Below are 12,735 nucleotides of genomic sequence, written 5' to 3'. Positions count from 1 at the left end.
CGCCATTTTTCCAGCCCATGATAGTATTGAAGGGCTTCGCCTGGTCACTTCACGTCTCCCATGATTTCCTTGATGCGGGCGAGGGCGGTTCTGGCTTGTTCAATGTCCTTGTAACAACACCAATCTTTAAACCTGTCCTTGTAACGAATTTCCCAAGCCGATTGAACGGTATCCTCTTCACCGTCCTCCAAATCAGCGGCAAAAAAGCACCACGGCTCCAAAGCCTCCACCGCCACCCGTAGCGCTTCTGCGTGGGGGTTGACCATTTCGGTGACGTCAACGTTATGGTCTGACATAGCGTCGAGGTGTCGGTAAATCCTGCTGATTTCACCCTTTGGCAACCAATAATCAGCATTGTTCGTGCGTTCGGCAAAACCCTTCTCAAGCGGCCCCATTGTTGTTTCACCCATGCTCACCCCCTGCGATCAAGCCCTCAACCTTATGGCGGCATTCAGGGCAAAAGAAATGCTCAGTGCCTTTCTTGCCGAACTCACCAAGCCTGAATGCAAGCCACCCTTCGGGCGTCCAATGTTCTTCGGATTGATGTTTAGCGCCGCAACCAGCATCACAGCGCCACTCATGGATCATAACCTTACTCATGCTCACCCCCTGCGGTTCTAAGGGCTTCTTTGACCAACATTTCGCAAAACGGTCCGTCAAATTCAGGGTCTAAGCCGTGTTTTGCTGCGTAAGCTTTTATGCACTTTCTCATGAGCGCGTCGATATCCACGTCGCTTTGTGGCTGTGGGTGGGTGATCGGCGCAAGCCATTCACGGGCGGCTTTTTCAAGGGCCGCCTTTGCTTCAAGTTCCGTCCTGAATTCATGACTGACAGCCGCGCGATTTAGGGTTGCGTAAGACCATCCTCCCCCAGTGGGGTCTTGGTCAGTCCACGTTGGAACGGCCCGCCCAATCTCCCAACCAGAAAGGAATAGAGAGCGTTTAACATTCTTGTCAGATGTTCTTTCGTTTGTTCGCCACTCCAGATCAACCGGCTTTTCATCCGGTGCGGGTTGAGAAGAGGTGTGTCGTTCAATAAAATCAGCGATACACTTTATATGCTCGTATTTCTCGACATACATAGGGCAGTTGATTTCAAGACCTTCCAAAGCATCTTGAACTGGGTATTCGACCGCCTCACTGCTTACCGGAATGCGATAGGTTGCTGCGGTAATAGGTTCGCCCTCTGCGTCGACTAGCCCAGCCGCTTTTAAAATGTTTGCGATTTCAACGTAAACATCACCTTCGACGCTCTCTAACCCGTCGCCACCGTCCCAATTTTCGGCACCAAGAGCCGCGCCAACTTGATCAAGCGTCCATGATATAGCTTGCTGCACCTTGTCATCATATAGGTCAAGTTCATCTGTATCATTTGGCTGAGGTTCGTCGCTTGCGGGAAGGGCGGCGATTTCCCTCAGTTCGTTCTCAGTGATGAAATCTTTAACCTTCGCGGGTTCGCCTGCTTTAATCATCTTGTCGGCATACCTAACCGCACGTATTAACGCCTCTAAGGCGGGTGTGTTAGTGGTCATGTGGATTTCGTCACTTTCTTGCTACATACGGGACAATCAATTTCGTAATAATTGCCATCCCGTTTATCAAAAGCGTGATTGGCTTCATGCTGTTCAAACTCAAAAATGGTCTTGCAGTTTTGGCACGTAACCTTATGCACGGTCTTTTCTGGATGTTGTCCTCGGCTTATGATTTCCATCACCCCCTCCCTTTGTTAAGCAGTTCAAGCACGGCGTCGGCAATTCGATAGGCCCTGCTTGAGTGATGCGTGTAACCGGCGTTAAGGATACGCGTCCAAGGCACCGGCGCGTTTCTTTCCATGCAAGGGTTTGCGTCATATGCCGCCTTCGCCACCTCTTCTTGGGTGAGGCGGTTAATTGATGCTGCGGTATGGCCGCTTGGAGATTCAACGCAGCGTAGCACGGCACACAAATCCTCCCTCGCCACCATCACGAACGGAGACGGCGGGGCGGCGTTGAGTGCCGATGCGTACAGAATACCGACCGTTTCATTCATGCGATCAAGCGTGTTGGCCGCTTTTGGCTTCGTCTTGCACAATACGGCAGCGTCGATCATTTCCGGCGTTGGCTGGCAAGGGACGATCTTCCACTCTTTAGGGTTGGTCATGTCTTGTCTCCGGTGTGGGTTATCCATGAAAATCTGGGTGCGTCAGGATAAATTCCAACGCGGCGATGGCCACATTTCTCGCCCGGTGTTGACCGCGAGCAGACGGAACGATTACCTTGACGCCGGTAGGGACGTGCTCAGCGCATAGCTCTCGGGATGTCCCGGCATGCTGCCCCCCGCGCTCTGTTAATTCGTATCGACTGCGCGGAACATGAAGCAGGATTTGGTCGGGCGGGATTAAATCGCTCACGTCACCATCCCCTCTATCTTTGCCACGAGTGCGGCGGCGGCCTTCAAGACATTAGCCATGTCTGCGGATTGATACGCTTTGCCGTGATTATCGTGACAATCACGCAAGCCTGTATCATCTGCATCGCATCGCAAGACGTGCCCCAACACCTCCTTAGCCTCGGTGAGAAGGGCTTCACGTGAGGCATTCTCAGACAGAAGGTAGCTTGTAAGATCGACCAGCGCGTATTTACTGTGCCGATTGCTGACCAGTTCGATTGCCTTCGTCCAGTGAGGCCAATTTGCCTTATTGAGTGTTGGGTGAGCCGCACGAATAGCTTCCGATAAATCGTCTTTAGTGTCTGACGGGTTTTCAAACGCGCCAGCTTTTTCAAGCGCCGCAATGTAGTCGCTGACGATCTTGCGGACTGATGCATCCCTAATTATCGCGGTCGCCTCCCGCGCCTCTTGGGGGGTGGGGGTCATGGCAATAAAAATCCTAAAAATATTCCGAAAGCGACAGCGGCAGCACCAACGAAAATGCCGCAACGAAAAGCTTCATTGTGCGTCATTCGCTCACCCCACAGGCTTTAAGGGCGGCGTCGATCTTCTCGTTTGTGCCGCAAACCGCCGATTCAGGATCGTCGGCAGTCACAAACCAAACATTAAGTGTCGTTTGCTCTATGCTTTCGACCAGTGTTTTTGCCTCCCGCAAAGCCTCTACCGCTATGTCGCGTTGTTCGGTGACGCTGATCCGGCGCGTAGGGGCCTCGAAAGTGTTGCCGGTAGCCTCCTGCGCAGACACGCTGTCAAGGAATGAGTGTTGTGGGTGGGTCCGCATCAGGCTTCCCCGATGGCGTGCATGTAGAGATCCAGGAGCGCGTCAATCTCTTGCCGTTTCACTTTGTCGATCCGGCGTAGGGACACGATCTTGCGGATGATCTTGACGTCAAAGCCTTCCGACTTTGTTTCCGCGTAGACCTCCTTGATGTCTCCCGCGATGACGGCCTTGTCTTCCTCAAGGCGTTCAATGCGCTCGATAATCGTCCGAAGCCGACCCTGTGCAGCGGCGTTGATGACATCATCGGATGTGATTGCGTTGTTGTCAGTCATTGTTCTTCTTTCTGATAAAAAGCGCCGTCGCGGAGTTTGTGGACAGGCATGGCGCGCGGCCAAGGGTTGATGTGATGCGACGGCGAAAGGGGGTTAGGTTGATGTCCTGATGCGGACACCTTCGCCAATGCGGGTGACGTTGCGGTCGGCATCCTCAATCGGCTTGAGTATGGAGCGCATAAGCTTGTAGAGTTCGGCACCATCGCGGGTTTCTAGTGCTTTAATGTAAGCCACTTCGATATCGTCCCAACGCTCAATCAGCGCTTTCCAGTACGGGCTTTTTTCGGCAAGAATGGAGAAGCCGCTCTTAACTTCTGGAACATTTATAAGAAGCCGAACGCACCGCCCAAAGTCGCCACCGTCTGACGGGTATGAATAGTATGTCTGGTCAAGACCCAGTCCGGCAGACAACAAAGCCTTACTGGACGTGCCGACATCGTCACTCAACAGCCACTTGATCGCCCGTTTGTGTGTGTACTCAGTCATCATCATTCCTTTCCGTCATCGGCGGGCGCTTATTGGGCAACCCGCCGTCCGACGTGGGTGAGGGGTTAAAACTGGATTGAAACAGCCGGGACATTGCCGCCGGTGATCGCCAGGACGACACGTTTGGCGATGTCTTCTGGAATGTCGGCGTGCTGCATCAGGGCCTCTTTTGCGGCACTCATGATCTGGCTGCGGTGCTTTTGGTCGCGCTGGCGCTTTTCGTCGGCTTCACGGGCCAATCTGTCGGCCTTTTCCTTCGCCAGACGCTCGTCTTCGATGCGTTTAGCTTCTGCCATGCGCGCGGCTTCGGCCTCATCAGCACGGCGTTTAGCGTCGGCCAAAGCCTGAGCGTGTTCACGGTCACGCTGATCCTGCTCAGCCTTAGCTTTTGCCTGTTGTTCCGCGATGGCGGCCAAACGGGCCTGTTCGGCGGCTTGTGCGAGGCGTTCTGCCTCAGCCACCTTTGCGCGTTCGGCGGCGACTTCACGCTCTTTGGCTTCATCGGCCAATCGCTGAGCCTCTGCTACCCGTTCGGCTGCGATCCGTTTGGCTTCGGCACGGGCTTCTTCCTGAGCCAGCCTCTCGGCTTCGGCCGCCCGAAACCGTTCAAGTTCTGCGCGGTCAGCCGCAGCCCTCTTGTGAGCCTCATACGAAACGGTCAGCAATTCGCGGGCGGTTTCCATAGCCTTGCGCGCCGCCGGTTCAAATTCGGCAAGATCAGATATGTTGATCTTTTCGTCCAGTTCATGGAACAGGATTCCAAAGGCTTGAGGTTCGCCGCCGATCAGACCTTTGCCAACATTTTCGATGTGAACGATCATGCGCTTGGCGTAGTCAATGCGCTTTTCCTCGGCCTCTTCCCACTTGGTCAGGGGTTCGCGGGCCTGATCAGCCAGAGCCTCAAGGCGGGCTTTGATGTCGCGGCGGCTGGCGTTCACGAGGTCAATCTGAGAGCGCGCCTCTTCGGTCAGTTTCAGGCCAGCCTTATCAATACCGGCCTTGAGCTTCGTGACCTTGAATGCCAGCGATGCCACGGCTTTACGGCCCTTGTCAGTGGTCACATCCGGAACGAAATCGGCGATCTCCTGCTCGACATCGGCATAAAGCTTTTCGTGCTTGGCCTTATCGGTGAAGGCTATGAGCGTTGTCGCCTCCAAAAGCGCGACCGCCGTGCCGGTTTCCGTTTCAGGCGGCAGAGTTTCAAGGTTCAAAAGATCGTCCATCACCGCGCTCCTTGTGTGGCCCGGTCGCCGGGGAAGTCGTCGTCGGTGGCGGTGTCCATGTCGAAGCTGTCATCCGATGTCGTGCCCACCATCTGTTGAGCGCGTGTCTCGGCATATGCGTAGACATCGCGAGCCGCCTGACTGTCGTGGGTTTTCATGCCTGCGAAATCATTGAGCCAAACAGCGATTGCGGCCATGTCGGAAAGCGCGTCGATTTCAGTGCGCCAGTCTGCGGGGGTTTTCTTTGGTTTAGCGGTAGATTGCACCTGCGCGGTCTGATTGCCATTGGCCACAAGCGGCGTGACGGTATGTGGCTTGCGCTGGCCTTTAGTCGCGGTGAGTGCCAGTTGCAGTTTACCGTCAATATGAGACATGTGGCTGATGCGGATGCCCCCAACCTCCATCCCGCCCCACTTGACTTTCGGATCGGTATAGAGCGTCAGGGAGCGCCCGACGTAAGCCGTGGCATCTGCGCCCCAAGCCGAAACCAGAACGCGTGACATAGACTTGCATGGGCGATAGAATTTATCCGTGCCCTCAAGGCTGATGTTGACCGGCTGCTCCTGACCCCCATTGATTTTGACGCCACGGATCGTGAACGTGCGTGGGCCGGACAAGAAGTCATCGGCATTCCACTGATCTGATTTTGGCGTGATCACCGCCGTCATATCGTTCATTTTAGATATACATTTCCTGCTCTACGCGGCGCTCAGTCTGAATAACGACCTGCATATCCGCGATTGATTGATGGTATTCAGCGATCCGAACGGCGATCCGCTCCTCAAACTTCTCTGAGGCTTCGATTATCGCTGTCTGGATTTCGTCCGATGGGTAGACACGCATCACGCACATCGGCAGACCGCCGCTGTAACTAATGAAGTCGATCCATTGCCGTTCACTGACGAGAAGTCCGGCCTGTAGCTGCAAGACGTGCTCTGCCGGAACCTCTTGAGTGGCGATGGTTTCGATCTGGAACTTCTGACGGCGGCTCTTGCTTTCGATAAGGCCGTCATCACCCACAAGACCGTCAGGCGAATAACCAAGCGTAAAGCCCCACTTGTCATTAGTGATGAAGCCGACTTCCTCGACTGGCGCGTAATGTTTGGAATAGAGGTTGCGTGCCTCAATTTCGTCTTCCCAGCCGCGCAGAGCGTTATCACCGATATAAGCCACCTCAACGAACCGGCTGATGCGTTGCGCGGCCAATTCCCACAGGTGGTTGCGCTCTTTATCGTTCGACGCCAGCTTCAAAGTCGGCGTCAGAATTAGCTTCATTTCCGAAGCCGTGAGCAGTCCGCAACGAGCGTCTTTCCATTCGTCCGTGCCTTGGATCAAGTCGCGGTGATAAGTGATAGCCATCACTCAACCCCCATCTTCTCAATCGCGCGCACCAGATCGGCGCGCTCGGTTTGCTGTTCGGCCACACCGGCCACGTTTCCCGCGCGTTCAAGCCGTCCGATGATGCGATCAATCGACTGCAGCCGGATATTGGCCCTGACGAGGTTCAACCGTTCGCCGCCGCTTGACACGATCCATCCGCCGTCAAAGCGGTATGCGATGGTGCGCGCTTCGGGGAAGGGGATCACGAGCGCGGTCATGCGGCGGCCTCACGTTTAATGAGATCTTTCACAGGCTTGGTGATATCCTCGACCAGATCCATTCCTGAATGGCCTATGCCGCGATACGCCCCAGTATCGGCGCAGTGATCCAAAACCTGCGCGCAAAGGTCACCATAAAAAACCGCGGTCACGGCTATATTTTTAGGCCCTTCGCATCCAACCCATGACGCCCAGTTCCGCCCGACATAAAGGACGCGAACGTGACGACGCGGCTCAATCTGCGCTTCGTCACGGAAGCGGTAGTAGCGCCCGACTTTGAGTTGAACCATAATCAAAACCCTCCCAGTGCGGCCACGATCCCGACCGCGACAACCGCAGCGCAGGCAAACGTTTTTAAAACACCGCTAACCCCAAGCGCCTCGACCACGCACCAGAACGATGCGGGCGAAACCTCGATTGTGGATATGCGGCAGGTGATGGCGTCTATGTCGGCGCGGTTCATGCGGGGACCTCAGATGCTTCACGCTCGGCCATCTCTTCTATGTAAGCCAAGGCCCACGCATCGGGGATCGTACCGAAGTTCTGGCACGGCCAATCGGGATGCGCTTTAAAGTGGATCAGTGCGCCAGCCTTGGCCCAACCATATTTGGCCTTGAGCGCGTATCCGGCCTCGCCACCCATGTGAACGAGGTGACCGGCTGTGCACATAGGCGAGCCGCAAATGTTCTTTTCAGGTGCGCGTTCAAATGGGCCGAATGTGCCCTGATCGAAAGCTCGCTTTTTAGCCTGGATGTCATTCCAAAGCTGCGTGTATGGCTTTTCTACCAGAGGAATTTCAGCCTCTAGCGCGTCAAGGTCGGACAAGCTGTAGCCAGCCGATCTGAGGGCGGACGCGCTGTAGCCAGCCGATATGAGGTCGGACAAGCTGTAGCCAGCCGATATGAGGTCGGACGCGCTGTAGCCAGCCGATCTGAGGGCGGACAAGCTGTAGCCAGCCGATATGAGGTCGGACGCGCTGTAGCCAGCCGATCTGAGGGCGGACAAGCTGTAGCCAGCCGATCTGAGGGCGGACGCGCTGTAGCCAGCCGATATGAGGTCGGACAAGCTGTAGCCAGCCGATCTGAGGGCGGACGCGCTGTAGCCAGCCGATCTGAGGGCGGACGCGCTGTAGCCAGCCGATCTGAGGGCGGACGCGCTGTAGCCAGCCGATATGAGGTCGGACAAGCTGTAGCCAGCCGATCTGAGGGCGGACGCGCTGTAGCCAGCCGATATGAGGGCGGACGCGCTGTAGCCAGCCGATATGAGGTCGGACAAGCTGTAGCCAGCCGATCTGAGGGCGCCAGTCTGATTACTGGCCAACATAGCCAGAAACGAGCGGTTGATGGTTTTTTCTTCGGCCACTTAAGCCCCCTGTACCGGCACACGACCGGCGATGATGTTGATGTCGGAAAGGATGGAGCGGTACGCCGCGATGTCGCGAAGGATCATCTGGGGCAGCGTGCCGATGCCGGGCTGGCCGGGATGAATGGCCTCTAGGCTCTCGGTCGCGCCGATGATACGGGCCTCGATAACGCGGATGATGGTGTCAATTTCGGAGGGCATTACGCGGCCTCCTTGCTGGCGTTAAATTCGGCAACAAGGGCGAGGTCGTGAGCGTAGAATTCGGCCCAGACATCTTCGTAAGCCGCGTCACGCTCTTCACGCATGAACGCCTTGTCCTCGGCGTCTGCACGACCATCGCGGACACGCTCCCAATAGGCTGCCGTCATGAGCAGATCGAGTTCATTGGCCTTGGCGGCGCGGCGGGTAAGAAGTTCATCGCGTGTCATCGTCGTCGTATCCCTGTTGATGGGATGACAATATTACGAAAAATCGTAACACGCAACAACAAAGTTACGACAAATCGTAATTTCTTTTGACGACGCCGCCAACCCGTGGCATAAAGGGGGTATGGAAAAGCCCGCCGGTTAGGGCGGGCTAATCAAACAGAGGTGGTTATGGAGAGCCTATCCCTTGTAGTCTGTAATAAATCTATAGACGCCATGTGGGATGGGCTTGCCGCTGAACTTAAGCAGTTTGCTTTTCCGGGCGGTATTCCTGACGCTGTCTTGGAAGTCGCGCGCAATCATTTCTTTAGTGTACTCAGTAGCTTCCCGCATGACGTTATCTCGTGTGTCGCTGATCCCGCAGACGGGGCATCCGTAAAGCTGCGGGTCGGTGTCAGCGAGGCCTTTAAGCTCCACCTTGCAAGCGTTACAGAGGATTTTATGCGTCGATTCACTCATTAATCTTCTCCCGTGGTTGTGCCGACCTCGACCCTACATTGAGTCGATGGGAGAAATAACCCGATCCGGCGCGGGGTAATTCGCCGGAGAAATACATGAGGGGCCTTTGCCGCGAGGTGAGGGAAGTCATGATGGTGAACCGGTCTGGTGTAGCGGCCTCGGTTCACACAAATAGGGATTGATGACTTGAAGGTTCGCCCTTCGATCAGCCTTATGGGAAGAAAATCCGCCGTTACCCTTCGGCCCCATATAGCGCCCTGAGCATGGCACAAAAAGGCTCTTTAAGTTTCGCCAGAAATGGCAACTAAGCCGTGGGTTCCCCGGCTTACCTGACAAGGGAACATCTAGCCCGGCGCTATGCGGCTGACGAAGTGCTGAAATGCACAGAAACTCGAAAGAGTCCCGCGGAGCCCTCCAAGCCGGGGAATAACTGAGGGCCTAGGGTAAGCAACTAAGTTTCAGCCTTCGGGCTAAACAAGATTGATCTGCGGCGTTGAAGGAAACGCAACCGACCGTGTCCACGCTGGGCGTTCCCCGAAAGGGTCTATATAGCAGGCGACAGAATATGGAGCAGGTATCAAGCCCTGCCAGATCAAAACCTATCCTTCGCTTTAGGCGGTGGAGTTACTGAACTGGAAACGGTTTGGTGTTTAAGACCTGACAACAGGCCATCGGGAGTCATGACCCGATGTAGGTAGGGCCGGGGTTAACGCCCCGGCCTTATTTTATTTTATTTTGTTATTCCGATGCATCTTCCTTATTCATTTGACATTAACCCGTACCTATCATAATGATAGGTGATGACACGTAACCGATTAGGCGCGTCTGTCGCCGTATTCAAGCCGAAACCTCAGCAACTCCTGACCACAATCAGGTCGCTGGCTTCGGATTCTTCGAATGTGGCTTTTACAGAGCATGCGCTTGAAAGGATGGAATTGCGGGACATCACTACCCCGGACGCACTGCTGGTTCTGCGAACCGGGGATATTATTGGAGACATTGAACCTGGCAGAAGCAATGGAGAATGGAAATGCAAGGTCGTCGCGCGAAAGCGGGCCAGCCGAGAAGTGGGGGTCGTTACAGTCGTCTCTCAGTTGGGGCGACTTGTCATCAAAACGGTAGAATGGGAAGACATGTGAAACCACAACATTTTTGCTTTGGGAACGAGGCAATTAACGATGAACCCTATCACTACAGAACAGCGGGCTTAGAAGGCATCTATCTATTAAACGGTTATGAAATATCCGAGTATGACGGTGAGCGCACCGTAGCTATCAAGAATGTGGACGGTCTTCACAAGGCGATTGGGAGGCATATTGTCTGCCACCGAAAAGGCCTTACTCCTAAGGAGACACGTTTTTTACGTAATACCCTAGGTTTAACGCAAGGCGAGCTGGCGGCGTTACTTGGAACAACCAGCCAGTCAGTGGCTAGGTGGGAAAAGGGCGACACCGAGATGCCAGGCGCTGCTGAGAAACTTCTAAGGATACTCTTCCTTGCGTTGACGGACGGTGAGGGAGATACTGTTCTAAATTTAATCACGTCTAAGCTCGAAGAGTTGGACTCTATGGACGAACTTAGTAACGCTCAGGCCCAGTTCGGGCTATTTGATAGCGGCTGGGAAGAAAAGAAGGCCGCTTGAGGCCACAAGATTAGCCGTCTCTATTGAGGCGGCTTTTTTGTATCTCAATCACTCCGCCATCTCCCCATCAATCCCATCCTGCAGAATCGACTTCAGGTATTCCACAGCCTCGCCAGCCGTGCATTCCGTGGCGGCCACAGTAATGTCCAACGCCAACGCCAAGAGTGCATGAACCACGACCTGACGATCAACTCCCATAAAGTGCGCGTCGCTGGCCCTGAGAATGTCTCTTGAAAGCTCAATGACCTGATCAGGATCTATGCCGTCAGATTTTATCATCGTCCTGTTTCCTCAATTTTGAACGCCTGCCGCCGTAGTTCCGCCGCCTTGGCCCTGTCCTCTGCCGCGCCGTTCAAGTCCTTCTCTATCCGCTCTTTCAGTAGCGCGACCTTGTCCAGAAAGCGCGGTCGGAGGGGGCGGTCATTTCGGTTCTTCGGTCGCCCCAGGCGCCTGTCGCCAGTCCAAGTCCCTGAAATGGCGCTCGCACTTGCCGGTGTAGGGCTTGTTATAGCGCGTCAGGCCGGAGACGTTGCCATCGCTGAGCCAGACCACCACGAAGTCGTTATATGCCCAGCCATCGCGGGAGCAATATTGCAACGCCTCACGGTTGCCCTGAAACTGCCGATCTGCGGCAGGCCCCATGATGTCGATGACCCGATCCGCCGGCAGACCAACCTCCAGCTTATTGATCCGCACATGGAACAGGTTCTGTTTTTCGTCGGCAATGGCCGGAAAGGCGAGGGCGGTTAGTGCCAGGGTGAGGATGGTGGGTTTCATTGAGGCACCGCGAAATTGTTTTTATCGAACTTCCCAATGCTGTGCAAATAGTTCATGTGGCTCTGCTTGGGCTTCTCGCCATTGAAATATTGGATGTAAGCCTTGTCACGCTGGTAGTCTGAGCAAATTTCATCCCAAACTACACGCTGCGCTTTCTCACGACGCTCCATCTCACCCCACGTTTCAGCGCCGACAAAAATGTTCTTATCGGTACTGTCTATATCGTCCATTTCCTGATTGACGATCTTGTAAAATTGATACTCAGCCGATGTCCGGCCCATCTCGCGCGACGCCCTGTGGATAGCGAGCTTTGCGAATCCGACAATGGCGTCAGGGTCTATCGGGTAGCCCACCCGTCCGCATTTAAAAGCGTGGCCAGCAAAGGCCGCATCTCGCTCTAGTTGGTTTGAGACGTCCATATAATCAGCGCGCGCTGGTGCGGCCGACAATGTTGCCAATATTACTAACGCTTTAATTGTCGCCCGATATTTCATCACATCCTCCTTGCGACCCAGACCACGCGCCCGACGACATTCACGAGTTCGGCGTGGACTGGATATTGATTGTGCGTTTTATTTTCTGAGATCAACACAAGCATTGGCGGATCGGAATAAGGCACGGCTTCTACCCGCTTAACTACCGTCGCGCCGCCGTTCCAAATCACATACAAGCCGCCCTCGGCGGCGTTTTTGTCGTTATGATCTACGACTACACGATCGCCAGGTCTAAGCAGTGGCTCCATGCTGTCGCCCTTGACCTCGATCACTGAAAGGTTTCTGGGTTCAAGGCGTAATTCGTCGCGAATATAGTGCCGTGAAAAAGGCCAGTGACCTTTAATTCTCTCGCGGTCGATTGTGTAGCCACCTCCCGCTGAAATCTTCAACTCGTATTCGGGCAGGTTTAAAATATCGCCCATGTCTGGTTTTGCATCTTCCGTATCCGGATCATACCAGGACGAAGCGCTCTTTATCGGTTGAGGATCTTTAAAAATATCATCCGCTGATACGCCAAATGCCGAGACCAGCTTTTGAATGTTTCTATCATTCATGCTTTGGCCGGGGTTTTTTGCGAAAGATTTCAGCGACGAGTAAGGAATACCAGAAGCGTCTGAAACGCCAACAAAGGTGAGGCCGTTCAGGCTCATCCACTCGATAAAATTCAACTGTCGTGAGGTAAATGTGGTGTCGTCCATGAGGGAAATATATGCCATTTGGTGCGAAATTTCGTAACTGCTATATTTCGTAATTTTACTTGCCATTATTTACGATAAATCGTAATGTCGTC

At 54.4% G+C, this 12,735-nt stretch carries 24 protein-coding genes; 2 read left to right on the top strand and 22 right to left on the bottom strand.

Going from position 1 to position 12,735, the window contains the following annotated elements; genetic code table 11:
- Positions 1–44 precede the first annotated feature (44 nt).
- From IE102_RS01745 to IE102_RS01660, 18 genes are all read right to left on the bottom strand, one after another.
- On the bottom strand, positions 45–410 hold the full coding sequence (locus IE102_RS01745; protein WP_189484657.1) for a hypothetical protein: 366 nt from the start codon (positions 408–410) through the stop codon (positions 45–47).
- On the bottom strand, positions 403–600 hold the full coding sequence (locus IE102_RS01740) for a hypothetical protein (protein ID WP_189484656.1): 198 nt from the start codon (positions 598–600) through the stop codon (positions 403–405). The genes IE102_RS01745 and IE102_RS01740 overlap by 8 nt, the downstream gene beginning before the upstream one ends.
- The gene (locus IE102_RS01735; RefSeq protein ID WP_189484655.1) at positions 593–1,531 is read right to left on the bottom strand and encodes a hypothetical protein; all 939 of its coding nucleotides are present in this window, start codon (positions 1,529–1,531) and stop codon (positions 593–595) included. Before IE102_RS01735 ends, IE102_RS01740 begins: the two co-directional genes overlap by 8 nt.
- A 178-nt stretch (positions 1,532–1,709) precedes the next feature.
- Positions 1,710–2,138, bottom strand: coding sequence for a hypothetical protein (locus tag IE102_RS01730; RefSeq protein WP_189484654.1), 429 nt, complete (start codon positions 2,136–2,138; stop codon positions 1,710–1,712).
- Between the two features lie 246 nt (positions 2,139–2,384).
- A complete protein-coding gene (locus tag IE102_RS01725) occupies positions 2,385–2,852 on the bottom strand; it encodes a hypothetical protein (RefSeq protein ID WP_189484653.1) in 468 nt (155 codons plus the stop codon).
- 82 nt (positions 2,853–2,934) lie between these two features.
- Positions 2,935–3,207 carry a hypothetical protein gene (locus tag IE102_RS01720; RefSeq protein WP_189484652.1) on the bottom strand — a complete coding sequence of 91 codons (273 nt, stop codon included), beginning with the start codon at positions 3,205–3,207 and terminating at the stop codon, positions 2,935–2,937.
- The gene (locus tag IE102_RS01715) at positions 3,207–3,479 is read right to left on the bottom strand and encodes a DUF2312 domain-containing protein (protein ID WP_189484651.1); all 273 of its coding nucleotides are present in this window, start codon (positions 3,477–3,479) and stop codon (positions 3,207–3,209) included. The genes IE102_RS01720 and IE102_RS01715 overlap by 1 nt, the downstream gene beginning before the upstream one ends.
- A 93-nt stretch (positions 3,480–3,572) precedes the next feature.
- The gene (locus IE102_RS01710; RefSeq protein WP_189484650.1) at positions 3,573–3,965 is read right to left on the bottom strand and encodes a hypothetical protein; all 393 of its coding nucleotides are present in this window, start codon (positions 3,963–3,965) and stop codon (positions 3,573–3,575) included.
- 65 nt (positions 3,966–4,030) lie between these two features.
- On the bottom strand, positions 4,031–5,188 hold the full coding sequence (locus IE102_RS01705) for a coiled-coil domain-containing protein (RefSeq protein ID WP_189484649.1): 1,158 nt from the start codon (positions 5,186–5,188) through the stop codon (positions 4,031–4,033).
- Complete coding sequence (locus tag IE102_RS01700) at positions 5,188–5,865, bottom strand: hypothetical protein (RefSeq protein ID WP_189484648.1); 678 nt, start codon at positions 5,863–5,865, stop codon at positions 5,188–5,190. The genes IE102_RS01705 and IE102_RS01700 overlap by 1 nt, the downstream gene beginning before the upstream one ends.
- Position 5,866: 1 nt before the next feature.
- Positions 5,867–6,547: a YqaJ viral recombinase family protein gene (locus IE102_RS01695; RefSeq protein ID WP_189484647.1), complete on the bottom strand. Its 681-nt coding sequence runs from the start codon at positions 6,545–6,547 to the stop codon at positions 5,867–5,869.
- Positions 6,547–6,786 carry a hypothetical protein gene (locus IE102_RS01690; protein ID WP_189484646.1) on the bottom strand — a complete coding sequence of 80 codons (240 nt, stop codon included), beginning with the start codon at positions 6,784–6,786 and terminating at the stop codon, positions 6,547–6,549. Before IE102_RS01690 ends, IE102_RS01695 begins: the two co-directional genes overlap by 1 nt.
- Complete coding sequence (locus IE102_RS01685; protein ID WP_189484645.1) at positions 6,783–7,076, bottom strand: hypothetical protein; 294 nt, start codon at positions 7,074–7,076, stop codon at positions 6,783–6,785. Before IE102_RS01685 ends, IE102_RS01690 begins: the two co-directional genes overlap by 4 nt.
- Before the next feature lie 2 nt (positions 7,077–7,078).
- A complete protein-coding gene (locus tag IE102_RS01680; protein WP_189484644.1) occupies positions 7,079–7,249 on the bottom strand; it encodes a hypothetical protein in 171 nt (56 codons plus the stop codon).
- On the bottom strand, positions 7,246–8,148 hold the full coding sequence (locus tag IE102_RS01675; RefSeq protein WP_189484643.1) for a hypothetical protein: 903 nt from the start codon (positions 8,146–8,148) through the stop codon (positions 7,246–7,248). Before IE102_RS01675 ends, IE102_RS01680 begins: the two co-directional genes overlap by 4 nt.
- A complete protein-coding gene (locus IE102_RS01670) occupies positions 8,149–8,349 on the bottom strand; it encodes a hypothetical protein (RefSeq protein ID WP_189484642.1) in 201 nt (66 codons plus the stop codon). It lies immediately after the preceding gene.
- A complete protein-coding gene (locus tag IE102_RS01665) occupies positions 8,349–8,576 on the bottom strand; it encodes a hypothetical protein (protein WP_189484641.1) in 228 nt (75 codons plus the stop codon). The genes IE102_RS01670 and IE102_RS01665 overlap by 1 nt, the downstream gene beginning before the upstream one ends.
- Before the next feature lie 177 nt (positions 8,577–8,753).
- Positions 8,754–9,032, bottom strand: coding sequence for a hypothetical protein (locus tag IE102_RS01660; protein WP_189484640.1), 279 nt, complete (start codon positions 9,030–9,032; stop codon positions 8,754–8,756).
- Positions 9,033–9,832: 800 nt separating this feature from the next.
- On the opposite strand from IE102_RS01660, the gene IE102_RS18060 reads away from it, so the two are divergent.
- Both IE102_RS18060 and IE102_RS01650 read left to right on the top strand, forming a co-directional pair.
- Positions 9,833–10,171, top strand: a complete 339-nt coding sequence (locus tag IE102_RS18060; protein ID WP_189484639.1) for a DUF4258 domain-containing protein — start codon at positions 9,833–9,835, stop codon at positions 10,169–10,171.
- Complete coding sequence (locus IE102_RS01650) at positions 10,168–10,674, top strand: helix-turn-helix domain-containing protein (RefSeq protein ID WP_189484638.1); 507 nt, start codon at positions 10,168–10,170, stop codon at positions 10,672–10,674. The genes IE102_RS18060 and IE102_RS01650 overlap by 4 nt, the downstream gene beginning before the upstream one ends.
- Positions 10,675–10,722: 48 nt before the next feature.
- Here the strand turns inward: IE102_RS01650 and IE102_RS01645 are convergent, their stop codons facing one another.
- From IE102_RS01645 to IE102_RS01630, 4 genes are all read right to left on the bottom strand, one after another.
- Complete coding sequence (locus tag IE102_RS01645; protein ID WP_189484637.1) at positions 10,723–10,953, bottom strand: hypothetical protein; 231 nt, start codon at positions 10,951–10,953, stop codon at positions 10,723–10,725.
- A 141-nt stretch (positions 10,954–11,094) separates the two neighbouring features.
- A complete protein-coding gene (locus tag IE102_RS01640; RefSeq protein WP_189484636.1) occupies positions 11,095–11,451 on the bottom strand; it encodes a hypothetical protein in 357 nt (118 codons plus the stop codon).
- Positions 11,448–11,945 (bottom strand): hypothetical protein, encoded by a 498-nt coding sequence (locus IE102_RS01635; RefSeq protein WP_189484635.1) that lies wholly within the window; start codon positions 11,943–11,945, stop codon positions 11,448–11,450. Before IE102_RS01635 ends, IE102_RS01640 begins: the two co-directional genes overlap by 4 nt.
- Positions 11,945–12,643 carry a S24 family peptidase gene (locus IE102_RS01630; RefSeq protein ID WP_189484634.1) on the bottom strand — a complete coding sequence of 233 codons (699 nt, stop codon included), beginning with the start codon at positions 12,641–12,643 and terminating at the stop codon, positions 11,945–11,947. Before IE102_RS01630 ends, IE102_RS01635 begins: the two co-directional genes overlap by 1 nt.
- Between the last annotated feature and the right edge of the window lie 92 nt (positions 12,644–12,735).

This window comes from Asticcacaulis endophyticus (genome assembly GCF_014652575.1).
GTDB lineage: Bacteria > Pseudomonadota > Alphaproteobacteria > Caulobacterales > Caulobacteraceae > Asticcacaulis > Asticcacaulis endophyticus.
Note: the sequence above shows the minus strand (reverse complement) of the source record. Positions and strands in the feature narration are given on the sequence as shown.

Coding starts and splice junctions, on each gene's coding strand:
- IE102_RS01635 (WP_189484635.1), bottom strand. CDS start 11,945: ATGAAATATCGGGCGACAATTAAAGCGTTAGTAATATTGGCAACATTG.
- IE102_RS01700 (WP_189484648.1), bottom strand. CDS start 5,865: ATGAACGATATGACGGCGGTGATCACGCCAAAATCAGATCAGTGGAAT.
- IE102_RS01670 (WP_189484642.1), bottom strand. CDS start 8,349: ATGCCCTCCGAAATTGACACCATCATCCGCGTTATCGAGGCCCGTATC.
- IE102_RS01720 (WP_189484652.1), bottom strand. CDS start 3,207: ATGCGGACCCACCCACAACACTCATTCCTTGACAGCGTGTCTGCGCAG.
- IE102_RS01645 (WP_189484637.1), bottom strand. CDS start 10,953: ATGATAAAATCTGACGGCATAGATCCTGATCAGGTCATTGAGCTTTCA.
- IE102_RS18060 (WP_189484639.1), top strand. CDS start 9,833: ATGACACGTAACCGATTAGGCGCGTCTGTCGCCGTATTCAAGCCGAAA.
- IE102_RS01660 (WP_189484640.1), bottom strand. CDS start 9,032: ATGAGTGAATCGACGCATAAAATCCTCTGTAACGCTTGCAAGGTGGAG.
- IE102_RS01630 (WP_189484634.1), bottom strand. CDS start 12,643: ATGGACGACACCACATTTACCTCACGACAGTTGAATTTTATCGAGTGG.
- IE102_RS01745 (WP_189484657.1), bottom strand. CDS start 410: ATGGGTGAAACAACAATGGGGCCGCTTGAGAAGGGTTTTGCCGAACGC.
- IE102_RS01725 (WP_189484653.1), bottom strand. CDS start 2,852: ATGACCCCCACCCCCCAAGAGGCGCGGGAGGCGACCGCGATAATTAGG.
- IE102_RS01710 (WP_189484650.1), bottom strand. CDS start 3,965: ATGACTGAGTACACACACAAACGGGCGATCAAGTGGCTGTTGAGTGAC.
- IE102_RS01715 (WP_189484651.1), bottom strand. CDS start 3,479: ATGACTGACAACAACGCAATCACATCCGATGATGTCATCAACGCCGCT.
- IE102_RS01685 (WP_189484645.1), bottom strand. CDS start 7,076: ATGGTTCAACTCAAAGTCGGGCGCTACTACCGCTTCCGTGACGAAGCG.
- IE102_RS01640 (WP_189484636.1), bottom strand. CDS start 11,451: ATGAAACCCACCATCCTCACCCTGGCACTAACCGCCCTCGCCTTTCCG.
- IE102_RS01705 (WP_189484649.1), bottom strand. CDS start 5,188: ATGGACGATCTTTTGAACCTTGAAACTCTGCCGCCTGAAACGGAAACC.
- IE102_RS01690 (WP_189484646.1), bottom strand. CDS start 6,786: ATGACCGCGCTCGTGATCCCCTTCCCCGAAGCGCGCACCATCGCATAC.
- IE102_RS01730 (WP_189484654.1), bottom strand. CDS start 2,138: ATGACCAACCCTAAAGAGTGGAAGATCGTCCCTTGCCAGCCAACGCCG.
- IE102_RS01735 (WP_189484655.1), bottom strand. CDS start 1,531: ATGACCACTAACACACCCGCCTTAGAGGCGTTAATACGTGCGGTTAGG.
- IE102_RS01680 (WP_189484644.1), bottom strand. CDS start 7,249: ATGAACCGCGCCGACATAGACGCCATCACCTGCCGCATATCCACAATC.
- IE102_RS01695 (WP_189484647.1), bottom strand. CDS start 6,547: ATGGCTATCACTTATCACCGCGACTTGATCCAAGGCACGGACGAATGG.
- IE102_RS01665 (WP_189484641.1), bottom strand. CDS start 8,576: ATGACACGCGATGAACTTCTTACCCGCCGCGCCGCCAAGGCCAATGAA.
- IE102_RS01740 (WP_189484656.1), bottom strand. CDS start 600: ATGAGTAAGGTTATGATCCATGAGTGGCGCTGTGATGCTGGTTGCGGC.